14 protein-coding genes are annotated in these 15,888 nt (G+C 52.9%); 8 read left to right on the plus strand and 6 right to left on the minus strand.

What is annotated here, in order from left to right; translation table 11 throughout:
• The first annotated feature begins 401 nt into the window (after positions 1-401).
• Positions 402-2,234, plus strand: coding sequence for a sensor domain-containing diguanylate cyclase (locus OI69_RS05525; protein WP_039347086.1), 1,833 nt, complete (start codon positions 402-404; stop codon positions 2,232-2,234).
• On the opposite strand, the gene OI69_RS05530 is transcribed toward OI69_RS05525, so the two are convergent.
• Entirely contained in the window at positions 2,203-3,219 is a 1,017-nt protein-coding gene (locus tag OI69_RS05530; RefSeq protein WP_039347089.1) for a type IV pilus twitching motility protein PilT, read from the minus strand. The genes OI69_RS05525 and OI69_RS05530 overlap by 32 nt on opposite strands.
• A gap of 21 nt (positions 3,220-3,240) precedes the next feature.
• Here OI69_RS05530 and OI69_RS05535 point away from each other — a divergent pair, with 21 nt between their 5' ends.
• The 7 genes from OI69_RS05535 to OI69_RS05565 all read left to right on the plus strand — a co-directional run bounded on the left by OI69_RS05535 (position 3,241) and on the right by OI69_RS05565 (position 7,732).
• Complete coding sequence (locus OI69_RS05535; protein ID WP_039347092.1) at positions 3,241-3,954, plus strand: YggS family pyridoxal phosphate-dependent enzyme; 714 nt, start codon at positions 3,241-3,243, stop codon at positions 3,952-3,954.
• A gap of 64 nt (positions 3,955-4,018) precedes the next feature.
• Positions 4,019-4,840: a pyrroline-5-carboxylate reductase gene (proC, locus tag OI69_RS05540; protein ID WP_039347294.1), complete on the plus strand. Its 822-nt coding sequence runs from the start codon at positions 4,019-4,021 to the stop codon at positions 4,838-4,840.
• Positions 4,841-4,890: 50 nt separating this feature from the next.
• Positions 4,891-5,445 carry a YggT family protein gene (locus OI69_RS05545; protein WP_039347096.1) on the plus strand — a complete coding sequence of 185 codons (555 nt, stop codon included), beginning with the start codon at positions 4,891-4,893 and terminating at the stop codon, positions 5,443-5,445.
• Positions 5,442-5,732, plus strand: a complete 291-nt coding sequence (gene yggU, locus OI69_RS05550) for a DUF167 family protein YggU (RefSeq protein WP_039347098.1) — start codon at positions 5,442-5,444, stop codon at positions 5,730-5,732. Before OI69_RS05545 ends, yggU begins: the two co-directional genes overlap by 4 nt.
• 31 nt (positions 5,733-5,763) lie before the next feature.
• On the plus strand, positions 5,764-6,357 hold the full coding sequence (gene rdgB / locus OI69_RS05555) for an RdgB/HAM1 family non-canonical purine NTP pyrophosphatase (RefSeq protein ID WP_039347101.1): 594 nt from the start codon (positions 5,764-5,766) through the stop codon (positions 6,355-6,357).
• Positions 6,350-7,489: a radical SAM family heme chaperone HemW gene (gene hemW, locus OI69_RS05560; protein ID WP_039347105.1), complete on the plus strand. Its 1,140-nt coding sequence runs from the start codon at positions 6,350-6,352 to the stop codon at positions 7,487-7,489. Before rdgB ends, hemW begins: the two co-directional genes overlap by 8 nt.
• A 114-nt stretch (positions 7,490-7,603) precedes the next feature.
• Complete coding sequence (locus OI69_RS05565) at positions 7,604-7,732, plus strand: entericidin A/B family lipoprotein (RefSeq protein ID WP_039347108.1); 129 nt, start codon at positions 7,604-7,606, stop codon at positions 7,730-7,732.
• A gap of 112 nt (positions 7,733-7,844) precedes the next feature.
• On the opposite strand, the gene OI69_RS05570 is transcribed toward OI69_RS05565, so the two are convergent.
• The 5 genes from OI69_RS05570 to OI69_RS05590 all read right to left on the minus strand — a co-directional run bounded on the left by OI69_RS05570 (position 7,845) and on the right by OI69_RS05590 (position 15,888).
• A complete protein-coding gene (locus tag OI69_RS05570; RefSeq protein ID WP_039347297.1) occupies positions 7,845-8,300 on the minus strand; it encodes a GNAT family N-acetyltransferase in 456 nt (151 codons plus the stop codon).
• Positions 8,301-8,395: 95 nt separating this feature from the next.
• The gene (gene lplT, locus OI69_RS05575; protein WP_039347110.1) at positions 8,396-9,625 is read right to left on the minus strand and encodes a lysophospholipid transporter LplT; all 1,230 of its coding nucleotides are present in this window, start codon (positions 9,623-9,625) and stop codon (positions 8,396-8,398) included.
• Entirely contained in the window at positions 9,622-11,808 is a 2,187-nt protein-coding gene (gene aas, locus OI69_RS05580; protein ID WP_039347112.1) for a bifunctional acyl-ACP--phospholipid O-acyltransferase/long-chain-fatty-acid--ACP ligase, read from the minus strand. The genes lplT and aas overlap by 4 nt, the downstream gene beginning before the upstream one ends.
• Before the next feature lie 951 nt (positions 11,809-12,759).
• Positions 12,760-14,286 carry a p-aminobenzoyl-glutamate transporter gene (abgT, locus tag OI69_RS05585; RefSeq protein ID WP_039347115.1) on the minus strand — a complete coding sequence of 509 codons (1,527 nt, stop codon included), beginning with the start codon at positions 14,284-14,286 and terminating at the stop codon, positions 12,760-12,762.
• Positions 14,287-14,436: 150 nt separating this feature from the next.
• Positions 14,437-15,888, minus strand: coding sequence for a M20 family metallopeptidase (locus tag OI69_RS05590; protein ID WP_039347118.1), 1,452 nt, complete (start codon positions 15,886-15,888; stop codon positions 14,437-14,439).

Genomic DNA, 15,888 nt, shown 5'->3' on the forward strand with positions numbered 1-15,888 from the left:
ATTCTCTGTTTTATAAATGCGTGTATATACTCATCCTACGGGGAATTCTCTGTGTGGCAGCATGTCGCCGGACAAACTCGCACTCGCCTCCTCTCTGGCGTCGCGGTAAAGTGTGTTCACATCGCCTCCTGGAACTGCTCCCGCCACGATTTTCACCGCGGTGAATAAGGGATGCTCTTTATTAAAGATATTCGCAATATATTTTATTCCATTCATTCTTATAAATTCATTATTAATTTAATTAGCAGTGCACTATTTGGTTAACCCACCCCGCTTATGTTCCGGTTTAAGTAAAGGGCTAATAATCATCTAATAATATTATAGATGATACATAATAAACAGATTCCGCTGATGACAGCGAATCAAGGGTAAAGACAGCAAGAATATAGGCAAAGATAAACATGAATAATCAGTCAGTTGATGTTGATTTAATTGCCAGGTTTGACAGTGAAGCCAAACTACACGCGCTCGATTCCATTTATGCCATTGCCGAGTTCAACCTGGCAGGAATACTGCTTGAGGCCAATTCTCTTTTTTGCCAAATGATGGGTTATGAAAAAGAAGATATTATTAAGAAAAACCACACCTTTTTCATACCAGAAAGCCAGCGCCCAAAGCACGACCATTTCTGGCACGATGTGATTAAAGGAAACATCAACGAAGGCGAATTCCAGCGTAAAACGCAAAAAGGGGATCTTATTTGGCTCCATGCCTCTTATACGCCCATTATTGATGACAAAGGCCAACTTATCGGCATCATAAAATTGGCAACGGAGATTACTCAGGAAAAACTCCTTGAGTTAGAGCATCGTGCGCGACTGGATGCCATTGAAAAGGCTCAGGGTGTCATTGAATTTGATAAAGATGGCTATATTACCCACATCAATAAACATTACCTGACGCTGACAGGCTATGAGAAAAAAGAGTTACTCGGCCAGCATCACAGATTGTTATGCGATCCCGTTGATACGGGCAAAGCCGATTACCAGGTATTCTGGGAAACCTTACACCGTGGAAAATCCATCAGTGGACGCTTCCACCGATTAGGCAAGCACGGTCATTCATATTGGATACAAGCGACCTACAGCCCCATCATGGATAATGAAGGCAATGTGAGAAAAATCATTAAATATGCTCACAACATCACACAAAACGTTGAAACAGAAAAAAAAGCCCATCAACAAGGTGTCATTCTCGATATCCTGCTCTCAGTCCATGACAGCTTTCTGCTCGACCACAATCTGCCTTCTGCCTGCGATAAAGTGTTTGAACGCCTGCTTAACTTCACGAATAGTACATTCGGTTTTATTGCCACATTACAGGAAGATGAAAACGGCAAATCGCTCTACCTTCCCGCCGTATCCAACCTGGCCTGGGATGAGGAAATGCTGCTCTGGTACAGAAACCAACGCCGGATCCATGGCGGCCTGAAACTGCGTAAACTCGATAATCTGTTTGATGATGTGATTACCCATAATGAGGTCGTGTGCACCAATAACTTCCAGAGGCAAAAGATTAGTCTGGCGCTCCCCCCGATCCACCCTACACTGTATTCACTACTTGGGATCCCTATCACCCACAACGACAAAACGATCGGCATGATCGCTCTGGCTAACCGTCAGGAAGGCTATGATAAAACGATAATCGAGCTACTGGCGCCGCTGGTGAAAACGCTTGGCATCATTATTCACGCCCGTTCACTGGAAGATGAACGCACACAGATAGAAGCCTCTCTCCGCTTTAATGCAGGTCATGATTTTCTTACCGGTCTGCCGAATCGCAGCAGCTTCTTTGAACAGGCTAATGCTTTCTTTCTGCTCAAAAACCCGAAAGAGCACACTGAGAGAAGCTGTCTGGCGATTATTGATATCGATTTATTCAAGAATATTAACGATCAATACGGCCATCTGGCGGGTGATGCCGTTCTCAAAGAACTGGCAATACTGATGCGCATGTCACTGCGTAAGGATGATCTCGTCGCCCGGATTGGGGGGGAAGAGTTCATCATCCTGCTGAAAGATATCTCTTATAAAAACGCGATAAAGACGCTCGAAAGTATTCGCAAAGTAATTGAACAGCATACGATGGAATACGATCACAAACATCTGCATTTTACCATCAGCGCAGGTCTTGCCGCTTATCATCATGACCTCGCTTCTATTGAGGACTGGATTCAGTTAGCCGATGAAAATCTGTATGCGGCTAAACGGCAAGGACGCAACTGTGTGAGATAAGCCCATCCCGACAGCGCTGTTGGTAGCTTTGTTCGAACGTTTGCATTCCTGCGGCGGCTCCGGTCTGAATCAGGGCGGGAAGCTGGTGCGTTTTCCCTTCCCGAATCAGGTTGCTGACTGCTGCTGTCGCCGTCAGCACTTCATACAGCGCGATACGCCCACCGTGTGCCGCAGGCACAAGCGTTTGTGTCACGACCGCCTGCAAACAGGTGGCTAACTGACTGCGAACATAGGCTTTCTCTTCACCGGGAAAAACGTCAATGAGACGGTCAACCGCCTGCGATGCACTACGGGTATGCAGCGTTGACAGCACCAGATGACCGGTTTCTGCCGCCATCAGCGCCAGCCGAATCGTCTCTGTATCGCGCAGTTCCCCCAGCATAATGACATCGGGATCCTCTCTCAGTGCCGCCCGTAGCGCCTGTGCAAAGGAAGCACTGTGCGCACCAATCTCCCGCTGTTGAATCAGGCAGTGTCGGCTGACATGAATAAACTCGATCGGATCCTCCAGCGTGATCACATGCCGATCGCTGTTATCGTTTAATACCCCGAGCATTGCCGCCAGCGTCGTGGATTTACCACTGCCCGTCGCGCCGGTAATCAGGATGAGTCCGTTTGGTTTATCCAGCAGTATCGGGAGCACAGAGGGGGCACGAAGATCCACTAATGACGGCTGAACGGACGGGATAACGCGCAACGCCACAGACAGCCCTTCCCGCTGGCGAAATACATTGACCCGCAGGCGCTGCCCATCAGGCAACATTAACGCACCGTCCACCTGTCCAGCCTGTCGCAGTTGCGCTATCTGAGCGGATTCGAGCCAGACATCACACCATTGCGCCACCTGCTCCGGCGTTAAACATGATAAGGTATCTTCAGGTCGTAGCCGTCCATCCACTCGCAACACGGGAGGATGCCCGCTACAAAGGTGCAGATCCGAGGCATTATGTTTTACACTACGCACTATCCACTTATCCAATTCCATAGATTAACCTCCTGAATAACCATGACGACAATCCAGCAGAATCTACAGGACATCCGGCAGCAAATCGCCACCGCCGCTGCGCATTGCGCACGGGCACCAGAAGAAATTACGCTACTTGCAGTCAGTAAAACCAAACCTGTGAGCGCGATCGAAGAAGCCATCGCGGCGGGGCAACGTGCGTTTGGCGAGAACTACGTTCAGGAAGGCGTGGAGAAGATTCATTATTTTCAGGAAAACTATCCGGCTACCCCGCTGGAATGGCACTTTATCGGCCCGTTACAGTCCAATAAAAGTCGGTTGGTGGCAGAGCATTTTGACTGGTTTCATACCGTGGATCGCCTGCGCATCGCGCAACGTCTGAGTGAACAGCGTCCGGCCACGTTACCGCCCTTAAATGTTCTACTACAGATTAATATCAGCAACGAGCCGAGCAAATCCGGCATTATGGTAGATGAACTTGCGGAACTCGCCGCCAGCGTCGCCGCCTTGTCTAACCTGCATCTACGCGGGTTGATGGCGATTCCGGCACCAGAAACCGATCACGAACGACAGCTTGCTGTGTTCACACAAATGGCAGCATTGTTCCAAACATTGTCCGTCACTTATCCGCATATTGATACCCTCTCTATGGGGATGACGGACGACATGCGCGCGGCGATTACCGCAGGCAGCACATTGGTGCGCATCGGTACGGCAATTTTTGGCGCGCGGGACTACTCAGTAAAAAGTGCATAAATCGTAGAGACTGGCCTTGAACGGCACGTCATCTTTGATAAACAGGTGAGCAACGAGGATGCAGATGCAGCAACGTAAAATAGCGTTTATTGGTGCCGGGAATATGGCGCAGGCCATTATCGCCGGATTGGTCAACGGCGGTTATCCCGCTCAACACATCAGCGTCTGCGCGCCTTCGGATAAACACCGCGATGCGCTGGCGGCACAATATGGCGTCACCAGCAGCGCAGACAATGTACGCTGCGCGCAGGAAGCCGACGTCATTGTCTTGGCTGTCAAACCACAAATGATGGCGACGGTTTGCGGATCGTTACAGGAACAGGTCAACTTCACGGGCAAATTAGTGCTTTCGATTGCGGCGGGAATCAACATATCCCGTTTTCAGGCGCTGCTGGGTGCGCCACTGAATATCGTGCGAATTATGCCAAATACACCGTCTCTGGTCGGAAAAGGCATGAGCGGGATGTATGCCCCCGCGTCCGTCAGTCAGGCCGATAAAGACTTTACCGCACAGTTGATGCAAAGCGTCGGTAAAGTTTGCTGGGTGGATAGTGAGCAGGATATTAATGGCGTGATCGCCGCAGCAGGCAGCGCGCCCGCCTATTTCTTCCTGTTTATGGAAGCCATGCAGCAGGAAGCACTGCGTCAAGGGTTCAGCCAGGAAACGGCTCGCCTGCTGGTGCAACAGGCCGCGTCAGGTGCTGCCGCACTGGTAGAAGCCAACCCCGATACACCGCTGTCAACTCTGCGGGAAAATGTCACTTCTAAAGGCGGCACCACGGCAGAAGCGTTACGGGTGTTTAACGAACAGCAGTTGACGCAAACCGTGGCCGAAGCCATGCAGGCGGCAATTGCTCGCGCACAGGAAATGGAAACGCTTTTTTAATCAAAAGCGGGTTCACCCATTCTTTATTTTATTAAGGGAAAGAATTATTTATGCTCACCCTGACTTTTTTGGTCAAAACGCTGATCGACCTCTATGTAATGGTCCTGTTGCTACGCATCTGGATGCAGTGGTCACACAGTGATTTCTATAATCCGCTGTCACAGTTTGTCGTCAAGATCACGCAGCCGATTGTGGGGCCGCTGCGCCGTATTCTGCCGTCATTGGGGCCGATTGACAGTGCCTCATTGCTGCTGGCCTTTATTCTCACGACGATAAAATATCCGTTACTGCTGCTGATTCAATCTGGAACGCTTACCCTCAGCCCAGTAAATCTGCTGATTGGGCTGATTTCGCTACTTAAATCCGCTGGCTATATGGTCTTCTGGGTCATCATCATCCGTTCCCTCATGAGCTGGGTCAGTCAGGGACGTAGCCCGGTTGAGTACCTGCTGCATCAGTTGAGCGAACCACTAATGGCACCGATCCGCCGTATTATTCCCGCCATGGGCGGTATTGATTTCTCAGCCATGGCCGTCATTCTGATTCTGTATCTGCTCAACTATCTGGGTATGGATCTGTTTCCGGAGCTGTGGTTTCTGCTGTGAGTGCGATTACTCGCCACGGTGATGCACTGGTGATTCGGCTGTATATTCAGCCGAAAGCCAGTCGGGATCAGATCGTAGGGTTGCATGGCGACGAATTGAAAGTCGCCATCACCGCCCCACCGGTTGATGGGCAGGCCAATGCCCATCTGACCAAATTCCTCGCTAAACAGTTTCGGGTCGCCAAAAGTCTGGTCGTCATCGAAAAAGGCGAACTCGGACGGCATAAGCAGATTAGAATCAATCATCCGCAACACATCCCGGCTGACGTCGTGGACTTCATTGAATAAACAAGATTGAATAAATACGCAGGACAAAACGATGCAAAAAGTGGTTTTGGCTACCGGAAACCCCGGTAAAGTGCGCGAGCTTGCCAGCTTGCTGGCCGATTTTGGTCTGGATATTGTGGCACAGACCGAGCTGGGCGTGGATTCCGCCGAAGAAACCGGCCTGACCTTCATCGAAAATGCCATCCTGAAAGCGCGTCATGCCGCGCACATCACAGGGTTACCAGCCATTGCCGATGATTCAGGGTTGGCGGTTGATACGCTTGGCGGCGCGCCGGGCATTTACTCGGCACGCTACGCAGGCATGGATGCCAGCGACCAGCAAAATCTGGATAAGCTGCTGCTGACAGTAAAAGACGTGCCGGATGAACAACGACACGCCAGCTTCCACTGCGTGCTGGTATACCTGCGCCACGCTGAAGACCCGACGCCGATTGTCTGCCACGGTCGCTGGCAAGGCGTGCTGACGCACCAGGCTTCCGGCCGTGGCGGCTTTGGCTATGACCCGATCTTCTTCGTGCCTGAGTTGGGTAAAACGGCGGCAGAATTAACGCGAGAAGAGAAGAACGCGCACTCGCACCGTGGTCAGGCATTGCGCCAGTTGTTGGATACGTTACGTCATGCTTAAGCTGCCCCCGCTCAGCCTGTACATTCATATTCCGTGGTGCGTACAGAAATGCCCGTATTGCGACTTTAACTCACATGCGCTGAAAGGCGACGTACCACATCAGGAATATGTCGATCATCTGCTGGCGGATTTGGATACCGATTTACCGCTGGCTGGCGGGCGGGCGCTGCACTCGATCTTTATCGGCGGCGGTACGCCCAGTCTGCTGAGCGCGGAAGCGATGCAGGCGCTGCTCGACGGCGTTCGGGCGAGAATTCCGTTAACGCCAGATGCCGAAATTACGATGGAAGCCAACCCCGGAACGGTTGAAGCCGAGCGCTTCAGCGGTTATCAACGTGCGGGGATTAACCGTATCTCCATCGGCGTTCAGAGTTTCGATGCGCAAAAACTGACGCGCCTTGGACGTATTCACGGCCCGGATGAGGCCAAACGTGCCGCGCAGTTGGCGACCGGTCTGGGGTTACGTAGCTTTAATCTGGATCTGATGCACGGCTTACCGGATCAATCGTTGGACGAAGCGCTGGACGATCTGCGTCAGGCCATTGCGCTCAATCCACCGCATTTATCCTGGTATCAGTTGACCATCGAACCCAATACGCTGTTTAGCTCGCGCCCGCCGACACTGCCAGATGACGACGCACTCTGGGACATCTACGAGCAGGGGCACGCGTTACTGAGCGCAGCCGGTTACCAGCAATATGAAACCTCTGCTTATGCCAAGCCGGGCTACCAGTGCCAGCACAACCTGAACTACTGGCGTTTCGGGGACTATTTGGGGATTGGCTGTGGCGCGCATGGCAAGCTGACCTTCAGCGACGGGCGTATTCTGCGCACGGTTAAAGTTCGCCATCCGCGTGGCTATATGCAGGGCACTTATCTGGATAAACAACACGACGTTGCCAACGACGATCGGCCTTTTGAGTTTTTCATGAACCGCTTTCGCCTGCTGGAAGCCGCTCCGCGTGCGGATTTCACGGCGTATACCGGTCTGGAAGAGCACACCATCCGCCCACAGTTGGATCAGGCGCTGGCGCAAGGCTATCTGACGGAAACCGCCACGCACTGGCAAATTACCGAACACGGCAAACTGTTTCTGAATTCCCTGCTGGAGCTGTTTCTGGCGGAAGAATAGCAACATCATCTCAAACAATATCAGCCCGTTGAGATCATACACGTCTTGAATTTTTACCTGCGGTTATGACACAGTAAAACCCTATGATGTATCAACAACCTACTGGTAACGATGATGAAACGTATCACAACGATCGTAGTGGCGTTGCTGGTCACAGCAACATTAAGCGGCTGTAACACCACGCGTGGCTTTGGCCAGGATGTACAGAAACTGGGTAGTAAAATTTCCCACGCCGCCAGCTAATTTAGTTCCCAATAACAAGAAACCGGCCATACATCAGCCGGTTTTTTCTTTACGCCACAATCCCCATAACTTCCGCTACACGCTATGCTTCCCTTTCAAAACGAATGGATCTTCAGAACGCCGACAGCATATCAATATGTGGAATGCCGTCTTCGTCATACTCCTCACCGGTCGCGACAAAACCAAACGCGCCGTAGAACGCTTGCAGATGAGCCTGCGCGGATAGGAAAAGATGCTTTTGCGGCCAGTGGCGTGCGCAGGCAATCAGCGCGTGTTCCATCAGTTGATGCCCCAGATGTTGACCACGAGCGTGAGGCGCGACGATCACCCGTCCTATCGTCACCACATCGTTATTTGGATGAGGAGCGAGTAACCGGGCATAACCGACCAGTTTACCATCACGGTACGCCGCGATATGGCGATTGCCGTCCACCAGATCGCGGCCATCAATATCTAAATACGGGCAGGTTTGCTCCACCACAAACACCTGACTGCGCAGTGCCAATATGTCATGCAGTGAATACACATTAAGGTCTGCCACATTCCAGTCATGCCATATCAGACTCATTTCACCTTTCCCCATGATATCCGTCATACTTCAAACGGCTTGTGCATCGTGCAAAACGTTAATACCCTGCAACGCGAATTTATTAGGGTCTGTATTTATTCTTCACCCCTACCAAGAGCATGCGCACGGCGTTTAGCCACAATCACCCTTGCCCACAGCAGCGCAATCGACAGCGCGAACAACACGCCAAAACCAATCCCGATGGCGATGACGGAAACTCCCAGTTTTACCACCAGAGAATAAAGCCCCAGCATGACCAGCATCGCGCCATTTTCACCCAAATTTTGTACAGCAATCGCATTGCCCGCGCCGACGCTGGCCTTCCCACGCTCCTGCAACAATGCATTCAGCGGAACGATGAAAAATCCCCCGAACGCCCCCAGTAGAATCAGCAGGGAATAGGCACTCATCAGGTTATGCTGAAGCGTGAAAATCACCACCACCACGCCGATCAGGAACCCGGCAGGCAGGCAACGCCGTACGCTGTCGAGCGTCACCAGTCTGGCAGCGGCACCAGCTCCCAGCACGATCCCCACGGCGACCATCGCGTTAAGGAGCGTCGGCGTAGCATTATCGGTAATACCGAGCGCATGTGGCACCCACAGCACCAACAGAAAACGCAACGTTACGCCCGCGCCCCAGAACATACTGGTGCCAATCAGCGAGAGTCGGGCGTCATTATCGCGCCACAGCACCCGACAGGCGGAAAAGAAACTGCCCGCCATCTGCACCGGATGCCACGGTTGCCCTGGTCGTGCGGCATTGAGGTGTGGGATCAGCATATTCGCACCCAGCGCCACGCCATAAGCCACCGCACAAATCGATAGCGCGCCGTAAATATTCCAATCCGCCAGTACGCCGCCCGCCACGGAACCAGTCAGGATCGCGGCAATAGTGGAAGCCTCCATCAAGCCATTGGCTTTGACCAGTTGATCGCCACGCGTGATCTCACCCAGAATGCCGTATTTCGCGGGTGAATAGGCCGCCGCACCAATCCCCACCAGCGTATACCCCAGAAATGGATTACCGCCGATGCAAATTAGCAGTGCACCCGCCAACTTCAGGGTATTGGCAAACATCATCACCCGCCCTTTGGAGAAGCTATCCGCAACCTGACCGACAAACGGTGCCAGAATAATGTAGGCGGCAACAAACCCCATCTGCAAAAACGGCTGGCTCCAGTCGGGATACACCAGTTGTTTGATCAGCGCCAAGGTGGCAAACAGCAGCGCATTATCGCCAAATGCGGAGAAGAACTGCGCAATAATCACCGCACTCATACTGCGCGACAGCAAAGGCGTCGCGGGTTCACTCTGTTGGCTCATGTACTCTGCTCCGACGTTTCAGTAAGGGGTTGTTTTGCGCTCGATTCTTCGGCCATATGGCGTAGCGTGACAAAGTCAGGCTTGCCGCTGCCCAGTAGCGGTAACGCTTTTACATAACGAATATCACGCGGCACCGCCAGTTCCGGCACGCCACTGCTGCGAGCCTGCGCCAATAGTGCATCACGGGTTAGCTGGCTGTCGGTGGTGAACAGCACCAGCGCTTCACCTTTGCTGCTATCGCTTTTCGCGCTGGCAGCATGCTGTGCCTCCGGCGACACTTTCACCGCCAGTTGCTCCACGCTTTCGAGCGAGACCATCTCCCCCGCCAGCTTGGCAAAGCGTTTCACGCGGCCAATGATGGTGCAGAACCCTCTCTCGTCCAGTTCAACAATATCGCCCGTGTCATACCAGCCCTGCTGCCATTCGCCCTGCGCGTTTTCTGCCGCGGGCGCTTCAAGCACGCCTGGATTTTCCACCCGCAGATAGCCTTTCATGATATTTGGCCCACGCAGTTGCAGGCGGCCACCGCGCGTAATCCCCGGCACCGTAATCAAACGGGATTCGATTTCTGGCAACAACAGGCCGACAGAGTGGATTTTCGTCGCCATCGGGACGTTGATCGCCACGACCGGCGCGCACTCGGTCACGCCGTATCCTTCCAAAATGCGGATGCCAAATTTGTCCTGCCAAACCTGACGCGTCGCTTCAGACAGCTTCTCCGCCCCGGCCACCACATAACGCAGGCGAGCAAAATCGTACGGATGGGCAAAGCGTGCATAGTTGCCTAAAAACGTAGACGTCCCGAACAGCACGGTACAGTTCTGGTCGTAAACCAGCTCCGGCACGATGCGATAATGCAGCGGGCTGGGGTAGAGGAACACGCGAGCGCCCGTTATCAGGGGCGTTAACAGCCCAACCGTCAGACCAAACGCATGGAACAGCGGTAGCGCAGACATAAAGCGGTCACGCGGGGTGAAATCCGCCACCGTACGAATTTGCTCGACGTTCGCCAGCAGACTGTCATGGGAATGCACGACGCCCTTAGGGTTCCCTTCGGAACCTGAAGTAAACAGCACGATAGCCGCATCATCAGGTTTCTGCGGTAGCATCGCACGGGCAGGAAACAGCAGATGAAACAGGATCCACAGCTTATCCGCCAGCGTCACGGTATCTTTCAAATCTTCCAGATAGACCCAGTTGGCCTCGCTGACCTGCTTCGGCAGATCCGTCAGTTTGCCCTTTTCAAGAAACTGGCGCGATGTGACGATGGTTTTGATCCCCGCCGCTTTCATCGCGCTTTGCAGCCCTTTCGCGCCTGCGGTGTAGTTCAGCATAGCCGGAATACGGTTACGCAGCGATGCGCCCAGAATAGATGCCGCAGTAATGGTCGCGTTAGGCAATAGCATGCCGACATGCTCATCGGCACGGGTGAAACGCTGCAAAATGCGCGACACACCTAACGATTTTTTCAACAATCCCTGATAGCTGTCTTCTTTGAACGAAATATCGGCAATGCTGGGAGAACGCCGTCCGTAACGGGTTCTCGCCGCCAAAAAGGCCTGATACAACGTATGCTGGGGACGCGTATCCATCCGCGCCTTCATCATAATCTGGTGTAAATGCTCACCAGCCAGCGCACGACGCTCTCTGGCACTTGCCGCTTCTGGCATTGGCAGCGTGGTGGGGGGCAAATAGGTAATGGTGATCTGTGGGAAACAACGGCGTTTAAATACGCCCGCCAGTCGGCCAAACGGCGTGAACTCGGCACCATCAATACGTACGGGGATAATCGTCGCCCCGGATTTCGCCGCGACAAATGCTGCCCCGCTGTAAATCTTCATCAGCGATCCGCTAACGCTGATACGCCCTTCAGGAAAAACCACAACAGGCTGGCCGCGTTCGATCACCTTGATCAGCGCTTTGATCGCCAGCGGTTTGGTGGGATCCAACGGCACAAAATCGACATAAGGCTCCAGCCAGCGCATAAACCAGCGATCGGTAATGGAGGAGTACACGGCAAATACGGGTTTTATCGGTAGGAACAACGCCAGCAGGACACCATCAAGGAAAGAGACGTGATTAGGGGTGATGAGCAATTTGGATTGCTGAAACTGGCTGCGATCGCCCTCGATCCGTATGCGGTACAGACGCTGGAACACCCAACGTAACAGAGTATGAATCATGCCTTCTCCCAATAGACGGATAAATAGATGGATCCCTTGGCCGCTCCTCGTGATATCCCTACATCGCGATCGGCACAGAACAAAGAGTATTATACTATTTCTTTAAATATCATAACCTGCATGTAAAAAATCATGACAAGAAAGGTTATGCTTCATCCTCTCCGAGGGACTATCCTTTCGCGTTTTTACTCTTATTTCCGGTTATTTCGTCCCTCAGTTTTACCGCGTTGACCCACCACGCCTCCCCTTCCTTTCGCTACCGCACAAAAAGACGAAAAACCGCCCCTGACTCGCATTGACAGAAACGTCAAATAAAATTAAAACTATACCGTACAGTTTATTTTTAAAAAACCTTTCCCCACAATGTCAGGAGAAAAGAAGATGAAAAATCTACTTCTACTTAGCTGCGTCGTGTCGGCATTTATGCTGAGCGGCTGTGTTTCATTATTTTAGTTCAAGCGTAAAAGAGCGTTTATATTGCGTGGAGAAAATATGAAAAATCTATTTCTTGCTAGTTGCATCGCTGCAACCTTCCTGTTGAGCGGCTGCCTTTCTATCGGTAGCCACCTCCACTGATCTTGCGCGCTATGGTGCTCCCCGTCATAGCGCGATATTCTCACCTTCCCCAGCCAGATTCTTGCCCCCTTAATCATCAACGGTAAATAACAGGCAAAAAAAAACCTACGCATCCGCGTAGGTTGGTGTAATCAAATGGTTTCAATGTACAGAGCACATCGACATATCACCAATCAATACCTCTGGGACTTGTTACTCTAAGGATCGCCACTCATCTTCTCCAGTGGTGAATCGAAAGAGTTATCCTATAAGTGCAACCAACTGTAAAATTCTCGTGAATCATGTAAGGCAGGCCCCAACCGAAAATGCCGTTTTATTTATGATTGATTGATGAGAAAACCCCACATCGGCTTACCAATGTGGGGTTTTCCTGAGTCACGATAACCGTGGATAAACCCCGGGACCAATAGGCAATCCCAACGCATACCAGATGACCAGCAAAATCAGCCAAACGGTAAAAAATACAATGGGATAGGGAATTGCCAATGAGTAGTAGGTTCCCAGCTTGGCATCCTTGATGTAACGCTGTAAAAAAGCCAAAAACAGCGGGAGGAAGGGGGATACCGGTGCCAGCGGAATCACGGACGAGTCGGCTACACGAAACACAATTTGCGCAAAAGCCGGATGAAAGCCCAGCAACATGAACATCGGTACAAAAATCGGTGCCAGTATCGACCAGATGGCAGATCCGCTGGCGATAAACATGCACAGGAACGCAGACAGGAAAATCAGGCCGACGAAAGCGGGGATCCCCGTCATACCTAATGACTCCAGCACGTCGGTGAGTCCAATGGCAATGAATTTCCCCATGTTGCTCCAGTTAAAGAAGGCAACAAACTGTGAAAGGGGAAACACCATCACGATAAAACCCGCCATCCCTTTCATCGGATCTACCATCAACTGCGGCAGATCGTTTTGCGATTTTATCTGACCGGTGACAATGCCATAAGGAATAGACACGACGAAAAAGAACAGAATAATCAAGGGAACAATCCCCTGAATAAATGGAGATGGCATCACGGTGTGTTTCACCGGATCGCGCAGCGGCCCCCATTCCGGCACCACCAGCAAGGCCACCAATGCCAGAAAGACCAGCGCCGCAATGCCACTGGCACGCAGCCCTCGGTTTTGCTCCGGCGTTAACTGCGACAGATGCTCATGACGCTCACCCTGATAAGGCGGTAAGCGCGGCTCAACAAACTTGTCAGTGACCAGTGCACCAGCGATGGTTAACACCACCACCGAGGCAGACATAAAGAACCAGTTATCCACCACGCTAACATGGATCGCCGGATTGATCGCCTTTGCCGCTTCGGTGCTGAGACCAGAGAGCAGCACATCCGTGGTGACAATCAGCATATTCGCGGTAAAACCAGAGCCAACGCCCGCAATGGCGGCCAACAACCCAGCAACCGGGTGCCTGCCCACGGCCAGAAAGATTAACGCGCCCAGCGGTGGCATCACCACCAGTGCGGCATCGGAGGAGATATGGCTAAAAAACGCGATAAACAGCACCATGTAACTGGCATAGCGCGCGCTGACACACGCCGCCATCTTGTACATCAGCGTTTGCAGCAACCCCACTCGCTCTGCCAACCCGGCACCCAGCACCAACGCCAGAATCGCCCCCAGTGGAGCAAAACTGCTAAAATTCTTGATAACGTTGGGCAATATCCATTGCAATGCGTCGACGCTGAGCAAGTTCTTGACCTGTACGATTTCACCATTGGCAGGGTTCACCGCCTTCAGTCCCATCCAGGAAAACAACGCGCTCGCGACCATCAACGCAACAATCAAGTACACAAACAACAGAAAGGGATTGGGGATCTTGTTGCCGATCCGTTCAACCCACTTAAATAATCCTCCTGGCGGCATCTGCTCGTTTTTCGCTGCAACACTCATGGTGCTTCTCCCCGTACTCGTGTGGTATGTGATGTTGTAGATAGGTGTTTTTGTTATGTCTTTTCCGTTGTGTCTGTTGCGTTGTACAGCACGGCGCGCGGCGGGAACGGCGCAGCGCAACCGGTTGCTATCCAGCACATCGAAAGCATGCTAACGCTGTAAGGGTGCGGGCTGGATACCCGCAGGGATCGGACAGTGATATGGCCTGTCCTGCCGCGCCGCCTGCCACTCCTCACGACAGGCCTGCAACAGCGAGGGATCGCAAAACAGTGCCAGCGCCGTGGCAGACATTACCTTCGCCGCCTGCACCATGCCTTTGTGCGCCAGCGATGTGCGCCCCTGAGCCACCGCTTGCCAGGTGTGCAGAGGCGTACCGATGGCGTAGCACGGGCTAAAGCATTGTGCGGTGGGAACCAGCCAACTGACGTCGCCCACATCCGTTGAGCCGGGCAATACCGCTTCGGTGGGAGCATAGGGAGCGACGCGTTCTGTCAGCGTTTTATCGCGCAACGTGCGGCTGAAGGTAGTACCCGCAACGCCGCCGGTGCGCGCGATCGTCGATAAATTGCTGGCGATATCCTCATCACTCAGCGTACGGGCAATGTCAGCGGCGTAGGCGCGCTCATCGGCATCGTATTCCGGGACGCCAAACGCCTGAACAAATCCATACATCGCCTGCTCCAGGGTGCGGTTAGGCGCATAGTTGGAGCAGGCTTTATCAAAGCGCACCGTCAGCGTGGTTTCTGTCATCAGCGCAGCACCTTGTGCTATTTTCACTACGCGCTCATAAATCGCCTGTGCGTCACCCATCTGAGGCGCACGCACCAGATAAAGTACCTCGGCATCCGCCTGAACCACGTTAGGGGCATGGCCCCCCGTATCTGTCACGGCGTAGTGCAACCGCGCTTCTGGGATAATATGTTCTCGCAGGAAATTGGCACCGGTGTTCATCAACGTCAGTGCATCCAGTGCGCTGCGACCAAGGTGGGGGGCCGCCGCCGCATGTGCGGCTTTGCCTTTAAAGCGAAATGCCGCCTGAATGTTTGCCAGCGTGGGCGTGCAGAACATGCCGCCGAAGGTTTCCGGATGCCAGGTCAGGGCGGCATCGACATCATCAAATACCCCTTCACGCGCCATAAAGGTTTTGCCTGATCCCCCCTCTTCTCCTGGGCAGCCATAAAAACGAATCGTGCCCGACTGCGGATGCTGCTCCAGCCAGGCTTTAACCGCTAGCACACCGCCCAGCCCTGCCGTTCCCAGTAAGTGGTGACCACAGCCGTGGCCGTTACCGCCTGCCACCACCGGCGATGCAACTGCGCATCCCGCCTGTTGGCTGAGCCCGGCCAGGGCATCGAACTCACCGAGCAGAGCGACAATCGGCTGACCGCTGCCAAAGCTTGCGACAAACGCGGTCTCGATATTGGCAATACCGCGCTGCACCTGAAACCCTTGCGCCTCCAACTCTCCCGCCAGACGCTCTGCGGCGTAGTGCTCGGTAAAACGGGTTTCCGGGTGATCCCAGATATCATCCGAAATCGCCGCTAATTGTGCGGTGCGCGGCGTGAGGAACTGATTGATGAAATCAACGATGGATGCCGTCAT

The sequence above is a fragment of the Pectobacterium fontis genome (assembly GCF_000803215.1).
In the GTDB taxonomy this organism is placed as follows: Bacteria; Pseudomonadota; Gammaproteobacteria; order Enterobacterales; family Enterobacteriaceae; genus Pectobacterium; species Pectobacterium fontis.